Source organism: Dorea sp. AM58-8, from assembly GCF_003464045.1.
In the GTDB taxonomy this organism is placed as follows: Bacteria; Bacillota; Clostridia; order Lachnospirales; family Lachnospiraceae; genus Claveliimonas; species Claveliimonas ammoniilytica.
Genome location: NZ_QSDM01000009.1, coordinates 1 through 12225 on the forward strand (window position 1 = coordinate 1; position 12225 = coordinate 12225).

Sequence of the window (12225 nt, forward strand, 5' to 3'; positions counted from 1 at the left end):
GAACGAGATACTGCCTGAGACTGGCTGCCGATTGGCGGTGCCTGTATGATGGGTGAGGATGACGAGGCAACCGGTTCGGAAGGCAATTTCCACAGCAAATCCGTGTGGGCGAGAATCGCAGTGATTGCGGGAGGTCCGGTGTTTAATTTTATTCTGGCATTTATCTTGTCAGTGATTCTGATCGCTATGGTAGGTTATGACCAGCCGGTAGCAGAACAGGTGGAGAATGGCTATCCGGCTGCGGAAGCAGGAATCCAGCCTGGAGACAGGATTGTCAGGATCGGGAATAAGAAGATCAATATCTTTCGCGAGATTTCGACTTATAATCAGTTCCATCAGGGGGAGACGGTTGACGTCACCTATGAGCACGATGGAGAGAAGCATACGGTTACATTGACGCCAAAATATGATGAAGAGAATCAGTATTACCGTCTGGGAATTTCGAGAGGAGCGAATGAAAAAGCAGGATTTTTCAAGTCGCTTCAGTATGGTACGTATGAGGTGAAATACTGGATCTGTACTACAGTATCCAGTCTGAAGATGTTAATTATGAGACAGGTGGGCATAGATCAGATGTCAGGCCCTGTCGGAATCGTCGGTGTGGTGGATGAAACGTATCAGGCATCGTCTCAGTATGGCGTGTTGACTGTGATCGCCAGTATGCTGAACATTGCCATTCTGCTGTCGGCGAACTTGGGTGTAATGAATCTGCTTCCGATTCCGGCACTGGATGGAGGCCGCCTGGTATTTCTATTTGTAGAGGCAATCCGCAGAAAGAAGATACCGCCTGAGAAAGAAGGCTATGTGCATCTGATCGGATTTGCACTGCTGATGGCACTTATGGTAGTTGTAATGTTTAACGATATTCGAAAATTAATTATGTGATAAGGAGGATGTATCTGTGGCATGTCTGAAGAACATGCTGTGGATACATCTTTTTTGTATCGCGATGAGTTGAAGTTCTAGTTAAAGTGATATAGGCGAATAAGGGAATTAAATTTGCAGATTGAGCTTAAACTTGTGTGCGCAAAATATTTAAAAACTGAAAATGTTAATAAAACTTTAGAAAGTGTCTACCAAAAAACTGATAATAGCTACTAAAAAAATAACAAAGTGCTATACTGTAATCATATGATTTAAGTTCTGTAATAAATAATAAAAAAGGAGACAAAAGACATGGAGAACAAAGACATCGAAACATTATTAGCAAAAGAGGCAATTCGCGATCAGATCTATACATATTGCCGTGCTCTGGATCGAATCGACAATGAATTGGGTTACAGTGTGTTTGCTGAAGACAGTAAGGTAAACTATGGACCAACATTCCCGAAGGGAACCGGAAGACAGTTTATTGATAATATGTTGAACCAGCATCGCCACATGATATCTACCCATCATATGATGACAAATATTTTGATTAAGGTAGATGGCAATAAGGCAGCAAGTGAGACTTATATGTACGCTGCCTGCAAATTCCCGAAGAAGCAGAAAAATGGTAAGAAATCTACATTTACCGTAGAAGCAAGATGTCGTGATATTGATAAATGGGAATGCAGAGATGGTAAATGGTTGATTGTAGAAAGAGTAGTTGCCGGAGATAATACGATGATCGTTGTTCCTGGCCAGGATCTTGAGAATTACAATACAGAACGTAATAATAAGAAAGATCCATCTTACAAATTCTTTGCAGATTTTGAGTAATATATATAGTAAAAGAATGTATGATTTAACAGGGCTCCGGGCAAATATTCCCAGAGCCTTTTGCTTTTTAGGATAATTCTGCGATCCGTGATACGCCGACATAGATTTCTGAAATTTTATACCAGGTGGAGTAATCGGTCACACCGGTTTGCGGAAGCCCAAATACGGACTGGAATACGCGAACGGCTTCGGCTGTAGCAGGACCATAGATGCCGTCTGCGTTGATTTTTGGAATTGCCGGATAAGCACCGGCGATCACATTTAACTGCTCCTGCATCTGGCGGACTTTATTGCCGGAAGAACCGATTTCAAGGTCATAGCCGGGCCATGAGGATGGAATGCCGGAAATGGCTTCAGCGGTGTTGATGTACATGTTATCGCCGTAATAGTAGCGCAGGATTTCAATCGGTGTGTAGCCTGATCGCCAAGGGACTTGGAACCCCACTGTGTCATCCAGCCGTTGCTGGTGCACTGTACCTGTCGGCCGTCGCAGTACTGGGTGAGGATTGGCTGGCGGACATTCGGACGGGACAGATAGTCGGCAAATAGTTCGTCTACAATGACAGAGATGGTGTCGAAGATGTTGCGCTCCGGGATCCATTTGTGGTCGAAGGCTGTAGAAGATGTGATCGTAAAGTCATATCCCTGATTGCGATAGAATTCCGTGTACACGCGGTTCAGTGTAAAGGACATGATCGCAAGCACATTTGCACGGATGGTATTCTCCGGCCAAGTGGCGTAAATCTCGCTGGAAGCTACATTTTTAATATAGTCTTTGTAGCGGACATAGTAATTCTTTGCGGTACTGTCCCTTGGACTGCCGTCGTGAACGACAATGTATTCCGGAACAACCACACGGCTGAGCACGATTTCGCCGCTTTCGGGAATGGGCTTGATCTCAGCTTCTGGAATTTTGGCAGGATAATTGCCGTAAAGGGTATGTGCCGGAATAACGAAAATCTCTTCCTGAGAGGCGTCTTCAGAAGCAGGTGCGGTGACAGGATTCAGAGCGATATTCTGCAGGGCAGTTACGTCTGCCAGAATCTCTGCACCGGCAATGGTGACTGGCTCATAGCCTTCTGCGGTAACTTGAAATGTATATTCGGAATAGGGCTGTACTTCATTTTCGGGATTCGTACTATATTCGACAGGCGGAGCCGGGAGATCGATGGTTTCGGTCTGTCCGGACGAGTTGGTTGTGAGTTGTTCCAGCGTGCTTTCTGGAACTCCGGTATAAGAGATGTTTATAGATGCGTCTGCGATAGGATAAGCGGTGATAGAAGAGGTAAGGCTGATCTGCAGACGACCGATATCTGGGTGGTCAGGAGAACTGATAACTTGAGCCATGATAATTGTATAACCTCGCAAATTCTGTTACAATAATATATGTGTATGAGAAGCGTATGTGAATAAAGAAAAAAGCTATCGTTTCATGCATGCATTTGATTATGCACAATCTAAGGGTTGAAAAATGTTAAAACTTGTTGTATAATTACGACAATTTGGACATTTATAGTTTACAAGACAAAATTGGAAGGGAATAGGTGGACATATGAAAGCATTTCTTATCTTGGAAGATGGGACAGTTTTTACCGGAACCAGCATAGGTTCGACAAAGGATGTAATCAGCGAGATTGTTTTCAATACTTCGATGACGGGGTATCTGGAGGTGCTGACAGATCCTTCTTATGCAGGACAGGCCGTGGTAATGACATACCCATTGATCGGCAATTACGGCATTACACCAGACATGGAGTCAAAAAAGGCATGGCCGGATGGTTATATTGTAAGGGAGCTGTCAAGAATACCTAGTAACTTCCGCTCGGAAGGCACGATTCAGGATTTCCTGAAGGAGCAGGATATTCCGGGTATTGCAGGAATTGATACAAGAGCATTGACAAAGATACTCCGTGAAAAAGGAACCATGAACGGTATGATCACTACGAATGAGAATTATAACGTAGATGAGATTGTTCCGAAGCTGAAAGAGTATAGAGTGGGAGATGTAGTTACTGTGACTACATGCTCAGAAAAAGAAGTTCTTCCTGGCGATGGCCCGAAGGTTGCGCTGATGGACTTTGGTGCTAAGAATAATATTGCCAGATCTTTGAATAACAGAGGCTGTGAAGTGACAATCTATCCGGCACATACATCTGCGGAAGAGATTATCGAAAGGCATCCGGACGGCATCATGTTATCCAATGGCCCTGGGGATCCGGAGACCAATGTATCTATTATCAAAGAGATCAAGAAATTGTCCGAAACAGACATTCCAATATTTGCTATTTGTCTGGGACATCAGCTGATGGCCCTTGCTCATGGCGCTAAAACATACAAGTTAAAATATGGTCACAGAGGAGGCAATCATCCGGTAAAAGACCTGAGTAATAACCGTGTATACATTTCTTCACAGAACCATGGATATGCGGTAGATGCATCAACTGTAGATGCGGATGTGGCGAAAGAAGCATTTGTAAATGTTAACGATGGAACCAATGAAGGACTTGCATACATTGGTAAGAATATTTTTACTGTACAGTTCCATCCGGAGGCTTGCCCTGGACCACAGGATTCCGGATATCTGTTTGACCGCTTTATTGACATGATGAACAACAGGGAGGAGAAGTAAGATGCCTAGGATAAAAGATATTAAAAAAGTACTTGTAATCGGATCGGGACCAATTGTAATCGGTCAGGCAGCAGAATTTGATTATGCAGGAACACAGGCATGTCGTTCTCTGAAAGAAGAGGGAGTAGAGGTTGTCTTACTGAACTCTAACCCTGCAACTATTATGACTGATAAGGACATTGCAGACCGTGTATATATCGAGCCGCTGACCGTAGAAGTAGTAGAGCAGCTGATAAAGAAAGAAAAGCCGGACAGCGTACTTCCTACACTGGGCGGACAGGCTGCGCTTAACCTTGCTATGGAGCTTGAGGAAGCTGGTTTCTTAAAAGAGAATAACGTACGTCTGATCGGTACTACATCTGAGACGATCAAGAAAGCCGAAGACCGTCTGGAATTCAAGAAGACCATGGAGAAGATCGGTGAGCCATGTGCAGCTTCACTGGTCGTTGAAAATGTGGAAGACGGCGTCCAGTTCGCTGAGAGCATCGGGTATCCGGTTGTGTTAAGACCTGCTTATACACTGGGCGGAAGCGGTGGCGGTATCGCTCACGACAGAGTACAGTTGGTGGAAATTCTGGAAAACGGACTTCGCCTGTCTCGTGTTGGTCAGGTACTGGTAGAGCGATGCATCGCAGGATGGAAAGAGATCGAGTACGAGGTAATGCGTGACAGCAACGGTAACTGCATTACCGTATGTAATATGGAAAACATTGACCCGGTTGGTGTACATACCGGAGACAGTATCGTAGTAGCACCTTCTCAGACACTGGGTGATAAAGAGTATCAGATGCTGCGTACATCTGCACTGAATATCATCAGTGAGCTGAATATTACCGGTGGATGTAATGTGCAGTATGCGCTGCATCCGGATACATTCGAATACTGTGTAATCGAGGTTAATCCTCGTGTGAGCCGTTCTTCTGCGCTGGCATCTAAGGCAACAGGATATCCGATTGCTAAGGTTGCTGCTAAAATTGCACTCGGTTACACACTTGATGAGATCAAGAACGCAGTTACTAAGAAGACTTATGCAAGTTTTGAGCCGATGCTGGACTACTGTGTAGTTAAGATCCCGCGTCTGCCATTTGATAAATTTATCAGTGCCAAGAGAACACTGACAACTCAGATGAAAGCTACCGGAGAGGTTATGAGTATCTGTGATAACTTTGAAGGAGCGCTGATGAAAGCTATTCGTTCTCTGGAGCAGCATGTGGACAGTCTGATGTCTTATGATTATTCTTATCTGACAGGAGAGGAACTTCTGGAAGTATTGAAGGTTGTAGATGACAGACGTATCTGGAAGATCGCAGAAGCAATTCGTCAGGGTATCAGCTATGATGAGATTCACAGAGTGACCAAGATTGATAAATGGTTTATCGACAAGATTGCACATCTGGTAGAGGTAGAGCTTCAGATGAAGCGCAGCGCACTGGATGAGGATCTGCTTCGTGAAGCGAAACGTATGGAGTTCCCGGATAATGTGATTGCTGAGATTACAGGACACACTGAGCGTGAGATTCATGACATGCGTCATCAGTATGGTATTACTGCAGCATATAAGATGGTAGATACCTGTGCGGCAGAGTTCGCAGCAGAGACTCCATATTACTATTCTGTATATGGCAGTGAAAATGAAGTGACAGAGACGAATGACCGTAAGAAGGTTCTGGTACTTGGTTCTGGTCCGATCCGTATCGGTCAGGGTATTGAATTTGACTTCTGTTCTGTACACTGTACCTGGGCATTTGCAAAAGAAGGCTATGAAACAATTATCGTAAATAATAACCCGGAGACGGTAAGTACAGACTTTGATATTGCAGACAAGCTGTATTTTGAGCCTTTGACACCGGAAGATGTAGAAAGCATTGTAGATCTTGAAAAACCGGACGGAGCAGTAGTACAGTTTGGCGGACAGACAGCGATCAAGCTGACAGAGTCTCTGATGAAGATGGGCGTGCCGATCCTTGGTACATCTGCTGAGAACGTAGATGCAGCAGAGGATAGAGAGCTCTTCGATGAGATCCTTGAGAAGTGTGAAATTCCAAGACCGACCGGCGGTACTGTATTTACAGCGGAGGAAGCAAAAGAAGTTGCGAACCGTCTGGGATATCCGGTTCTGGTAAGACCGTCTTACGTACTTGGCGGACAGGGTATGCAGATTGCAATTGATGATCACGATGTGGATGAATTTATTGGTATTATTAACCGTATCGCACAGGATCATCCAATCCTGGTAGATAAATATCTGCAGGGCAAGGAAATTGAGGTCGATGCCGTATGCGATGGCGAAGATATCCTGATTCCTGGTATCATGGAACATATAGAGAGAGCAGGTATCCATTCCGGAGACAGTATTTCTGTATATCCTGCAAAGAGTATTACAGAGAAGACAAAGAAGACGATTGAAGAGTACACAAAGAGACTCGCACAGTCTCTGCACGTAATTGGTCTGATTAACATCCAGTTCATTGTATGTGGAGAAGATGTGTATGTAATTGAGGTGAACCCGAGATCCAGCCGTACCGTACCGTATATCAGTAAGGTACCGGTATTCCGATTGTTCCGCTTGCATCAAAAGTTATTATGGGACATAAGATCAAAGATCTTGGATATACACCGGGATTGCAGCCGGAAGCAGATTACTTTGCAGTGAAGATGCCTGTATTCTCCTTTGAGAAGATTCGTGATGCAGATATCAGCCTTGGACCAGAGATGAAGTCTACCGGAGAGTGCCTGGGTATTGCAAAGACATTTGATGAGGCATTGTACAAGGCATTCCTTGGTGCAGGAATCAAGCTTCCGAAGTTTAAGAATATGATCATGACAGTAAAGGATGAAGATAAAGAAGAAGCTGTTGAGATCGGACGCAGATTTGCTGATATCGGATATAAAATCTTTGCTACGGCAGGAACAGCAGAGACTCTGAAGAATGCCGGAGTAAAGGCAATCGCTGTCAATAAGATCGAACAGGAATCTCCGAACCTGATGGATCTGATCCTTGGACACAAGATCGATCTGGTTATCGATACACCGCCACAGGGAGTAGAGCACTCTAAGGATGGCTTTGTGATTCGCAGAAGCGCAATTGAGACAGGAGTCAATGTACTGACTGCGATTGATACAGCCAAGGCGTTGATCACCAGTCTGGAGAACACAGATATTCAGAAACTGACATTGATTGATATTGCAAAATTATAGCAAGCCAGTCAATCCCTACCAGTTCTGGAATGCATCTGTAATTGAATTGAATAAGTAAAGATGTTATGATGCCCTCGTTATCACATGTAACAATTTTGTAATAAATGTAATAAACTCGAAAAAAATGAGTATACTTTATTAACAAAATAAAATATGTAACAGGAGGGCATCATTTTATTATGTTTAAATTAAATAACTGCAGATGGCGTATGGCGTTAGCAGCAATCGTGGCACTAAGCATAGGATTTAGCAGTCAGGCGGCAGAGATTGACCAAATAGGTACACCGGAGAGCACAGCAATTCTAACTGTCGGACATGTTGTTAAAAGTGCGCCTGGAATAGAGTGTATTAAGAAAAATAAAATGCAGACCGGGTTACAGACAAAGCTTACATCAAAGATAGAAGATACACTAAAAAAAGAGGAAGAGAGAGCTGAGGAACTTCTGGCTTCCATTATTTTCTGTGAAGCCGGTAACCAGTCTTTTACCGGACAGGTGGCAGTGGGGGCTGTGGTGTTGAATCGTATGGCGAATGAAGCATATCCAGATACCATGGAGGAAGTGATTTATCAGCCGGGACAGTTCTGTCCGGCAGGAAGCGGATGGTTGGACAGAGTGCGTAGTACGGATGGATATACGGAATCGGCTATGCAGGCGGCAGAAGCAGCACTTGCCGGGGAGAATCCGATCGGTGACTGCCTGTATTTTGACCAGGGAGGATATGGCTATCAGATTGGTGCACATTATTTTCATTAAGGTTATGCAGAGAGCTGATGGCATATGATTTTCGGAATAGTTTGACAGACAGGCTTCTAAGTTGAATTACAGAATGGATTCGTGTATAATCAAAAGTACACGAGAGGAGGAAGAGCACAATGGAGAAGATGCTTAAAACAACAGCTAAGGACAGAGTAACAAAGACAGCAGAGCATGTAAATGGCGGTGCGGGATTTATTATGAAAGAAGAGTTGATTACGCCTGAACAGCGTGGTGAACATTGCGGTTTGCTGAACCGGATCACTTTGAAGCCAAACTGTGAGATCGGTCATCACGAGCATCACGGTGAAGCTGAGATGTATTACATTCTTGAGGGAACCGGAATGTACGAAGAAGATGGTGAAGCGGTGGCAGTGGAAGCAGGTGATGTGACTTACTGTGAGGACGGACATGGCCATGGTCTGAAGAACAATGGTAAGGAAGAACTCGTCATGGTGGCTGTGATCCTGAAAAAATAGTCCTATCTATATAGAATAAGCTGAAAATATCCTATACAGTCTCTGGCTCAATCAGAAATTGTATAGGATATTATTGTGAAGGGGAAAATGAATGAGACAAGAGAAAAAGAAAAATCTCAGGTGGAATACGATGAAAATACTGGCAGTTGGGTTCCTGGGGGTAATTCTTATTGGTGCTGTGCTTTTGTGGCTTCCAATCTGTAACGAGAAGCCGATCAGCTTCTTAGATGCGTTGTTTACATCTACGACATCTGTTTGTGTGACAGGGCTTATCACAATTGTCCCGAAGTATCAGTTTACGATTGTTGGAAAAGTGGTGCTTCTTTTACTGATTCAGATTGGTGGATTGGGAATTGTAGCATGTGTAGCTGCATTTTTTATGATTATGCGTCGCAAGATCACTCTGAAAGAACGTATTGTGATTCAGGAGACTTACAACATGGATTCGCTTGGCGGATTGGTGGGAATGGTCAGGAGGATACTTCTTGGAACACTGGCTGTCGAGGGCGCAGGAGCGGTATTGTATGCAATTCAGTTTGTGCCGGACTTTGGACTGCTAAAAGGAATCTGGTATGGTGTGTTTCATTCTGTTTCAGCATTCTGTAATGCCGGAATTGATATTCTTGGAGAAGACAGTCTTGCAAAATATGTGACGAATCCATTGATTAATATTACTACTATGCTTCTGATTACGCTTGGAGGAATTGGCTTTACCGTATGGTATGATGTGGTTGACAATTGTAAGAGAATCCGGCGACATGAAGTACCGCGGAAATGGTGGTTTACAAGACTGAGACTTCATACAAAGATAGTATTGGTCACCTCACTGGTGCTTTTCTTATTGGGAACGATCCTGACATTTATATTGGAATATAATAATCCGGATACGATTGGCAGCTTAAGTATCAGACAGAAGTTTATGGCTTCTGCATTTCAGTCGGTAACGACAAGAACTGCAGGCTTCTTTACGTTTTCGCAGGTGGGAATGCATGAAGAAACAGGATTTCTCAGTACGATCCTGATGTTTATCGGGGCTTCTCCGGGCGGAACCGCAGGTGGATTAAAAACAACGACATTTGCCATGCTTTTTTTAGCATTTCTTACGATGCTGCGAGGTGGTCATGATATTGAATGCTTTGGAAGAAAGATTGACGAGGACAATTTTCGAGTGGGATTTGTAGCGATCATGCTGGCACTTGGAGTATATATTATTGGAACTACGGCGATTGCAGTGATTGAGCCTGATAATATAGGGTTTCAACGGATTATGTATGAGACGGCATCCGCATTTGCGACAGTTGGACTGACAGCAGATCTTACGACGAAATTACATACGGGCAGTAAGATTGTTCTGATGATCCTGATGTACATTGGAAGAGTTGGTCCTATGACAATTGCACTTTTATTTGCGGGAAAAGTAAATCTGAAGGAAAAGTTGAGAACGCTGCCGTCAGAGAGGATAATGATCGGATAATACGTGGAGGATAATGATGAACAAACAATTTGCAGTATTTGGAGTAGGAAAGTTTGGCGAAAGTGTGGCTGTTGAATTGCAGAGACTTGGCTGTGAAGTAATAGCAGTGGATAAGGATATGGAGCGGGTAGAGCACATTGCGGATTCCGTATCTTATGCTATGCAGGCAGATTTTGGTGATCCGGATTTTATCCATTCACTCGGAACCCGTAATCTGGACGGTGTGGTCATTGCGGAATCGGTTAATCTGGAAGCAAGTATTATGGCAACTGTTATCTGTAAGGAAATTGGTGTTCCGTATGTTGTAGTCAAGACAAAGAACGAAAGGCATGCTGAGATACTTAAGAAGATTGGAGCAGATGCTGTGATCTCCCCGGAAAAGGAAATAGGCATCAAGCTTGCAAGAAATCTAATGAAGGCAAGCTTTGCAGACTGGATTGCACTGTCGCCAGATTACAGTATTGCGGAATCAGAAGTTCCGAAAGCATGGATCGGCAAGAGCCTGAAAGAGTTGGATATACGTAAAAAATATGGAGTGATTGTGGTTGGAATTAAGTGGAATAGTCAGGTGGAGGTGAATCCTGATCCGGATGAAAAACTGAAGAAAGATATGATCCTGATATTAGTGGGAGCTAATCATGATCTTCGTAAGATTGGATAAAATAGCAGCCGTTTCGAGAAGTAAATGCGAAACGGCTGCTATTGACATTTTATAATCGCTATGCCAGTGATTCAGCAAGACAGTGAAGCAGTCTTGTGTTATCTTCCGGAAGCATGATGCAGAAACGGATGTATTCACCCGGCAGTCCTTCAAATGATGAACAGTCGCGGATCATCATGCCCTGGCGGATTGCCCGGTCAAAGATATCAAAAGATGTCAGGTCATCCCGGAGTATCTTAACCAGAATGAAATTGGCGTATGCCGGATATGCTTTGGCATAACGGAAAGAATTCAGTTCATTGAGGATACGTTCCCGCTCAGAAAGGATCAGGGAACGCGTTTTCTGAATAAAATCTTTATCCTGCAACATGCGCACGCCTGCATAAGCGCCCAGACTGTTCAGACTCCATGGGTTCTGGTGCTCTTTCAGTGTATCCAGGAAAGCCTGGTTACTTGTGACACCGTAGCCCAGACGGAGTCCCGGAGCTGCATAGAACTTGGATACACCGCGCAGAATCATCAGATTATCGTAAGTAGCTGCTAACGGCATGGCGGTAATCTCGGACACATCTGGAGCAAATTCTACATAGGTCTCATCGATCATTACGAAAATATCTCTTGAATTACAGAGCTCAAGAAGAGAGCGAAGCTCGTCTTTTTTCATGGCTGAGGAAGTAGGATTATTAGGATTACACAGAATCACAAAATCTACGTCATCAGGCAGAGCTTTGGCAAAATCATCAATATCCAGATGAAAGTCATGTTCTTCAGAAAGATTGTATTCGGAAATGCGTCCACCTGTGAGTGAAAGCTCCCGCTCATATTCAGAATAGGTTGGTCCGATGACCATAGCATGTCTGGCATTTCGTTCACTGATCAGCAGAGAGATCAGTTCGGTGGAACCATTGCCGGTTACAACGTGTTCCATCTTGACACCACAGTAATCCGCAATCGCAGAACGGAGTTCTTTGTAATCGCGGTCCGGATAACTGGTGATCACATCCAGATGTTCAGCCAGGTCTTTCTTTAATGTAGCAGAAAGTCCTAATGGGTTCACATTAGCACCAAATTTGATAATACTTTCTGCAGGAATCTTATAATATTGTTCGATTTGTTCGATATCACTTCCGTGAAAAGCAGGACGATCCTGTTGGATATTCTTCTCAGACATAATAATCTCCTATATTTTGTGGTTGGTATTGCCTTTAAACATGAAATAATGCTATACTTCATTATAGTATGTTTAAAGAAAAAAGCAATGCAAGAAGAGGTGGATGGCTTGAAAAATAAAATTAAAAAGTTTCAAAAGGAGATTTTCAACTGGCGCA

Annotated in this window: 7 protein-coding genes and 3 pseudogenes; 8 read left to right on the plus strand and 2 right to left on the minus strand. The window is 43.7% G+C overall.

Features of this window, described 5'->3' with window-relative positions; translation table 11 throughout:
- Window positions 1-885, plus strand: a pseudogene (rseP, locus tag DXA18_RS08045) (RIP metalloprotease RseP); the annotation flags it as partial.
- A gap of 291 nt (window positions 886-1176) precedes the next feature.
- Complete coding sequence (locus tag DXA18_RS08050; RefSeq protein ID WP_118383467.1) at window positions 1177-1701, plus strand: nuclear transport factor 2 family protein; 525 nt, start codon at window positions 1177-1179, stop codon at window positions 1699-1701.
- Between the two features lie 67 nt (window positions 1702-1768).
- Here DXA18_RS08050 and DXA18_RS08055 read toward each other — a convergent pair.
- Window positions 1769-3048, minus strand: a pseudogene (locus DXA18_RS08055) (peptidoglycan-binding protein).
- Window positions 3049-3253: 205 nt separating this feature from the next.
- On the opposite strand from DXA18_RS08055, the gene DXA18_RS08060 reads away from it, so the two are divergent.
- From DXA18_RS08060 to DXA18_RS08085, 6 genes and pseudogenes are all read left to right on the plus strand, one after another.
- Entirely contained in the window at window positions 3254-4330 is a 1077-nt protein-coding gene (locus DXA18_RS08060; RefSeq protein ID WP_118383468.1) for a carbamoyl phosphate synthase small subunit, read from the plus strand.
- Window position 4331: 1 nt separating this feature from the next.
- Window positions 4332-7528: pseudogene (gene carB / locus DXA18_RS08065) on the plus strand (carbamoyl-phosphate synthase large subunit).
- Window positions 7529-7707: 179 nt separating this feature from the next.
- On the plus strand, window positions 7708-8283 hold the full coding sequence (locus DXA18_RS08070) for a cell wall hydrolase (protein WP_118383469.1): 576 nt from the start codon (window positions 7708-7710) through the stop codon (window positions 8281-8283).
- A 119-nt stretch (window positions 8284-8402) separates the two neighbouring features.
- Window positions 8403-8762 carry a cupin domain-containing protein gene (locus tag DXA18_RS08075; protein ID WP_118383470.1) on the plus strand — a complete coding sequence of 120 codons (360 nt, stop codon included), beginning with the start codon at window positions 8403-8405 and terminating at the stop codon, window positions 8760-8762.
- Between the two features lie 91 nt (window positions 8763-8853).
- Window positions 8854-10236: a TrkH family potassium uptake protein gene (locus tag DXA18_RS08080; protein WP_118383471.1), complete on the plus strand. Its 1383-nt coding sequence runs from the start codon at window positions 8854-8856 to the stop codon at window positions 10234-10236.
- Window positions 10237-10252: 16 nt separating this feature from the next.
- Window positions 10253-10897, plus strand: coding sequence for a potassium channel family protein (locus DXA18_RS08085; protein ID WP_118383472.1), 645 nt, complete (start codon window positions 10253-10255; stop codon window positions 10895-10897).
- A gap of 58 nt (window positions 10898-10955) precedes the next feature.
- Here DXA18_RS08085 and DXA18_RS08090 read toward each other — a convergent pair whose 3' ends face one another.
- Window positions 10956-12068 (minus strand): pyridoxal phosphate-dependent aminotransferase, encoded by a 1113-nt coding sequence (locus tag DXA18_RS08090; RefSeq protein ID WP_118383473.1) that lies wholly within the window; start codon window positions 12066-12068, stop codon window positions 10956-10958.
- Between the last annotated feature and the right edge of the window lie 157 nt (window positions 12069-12225).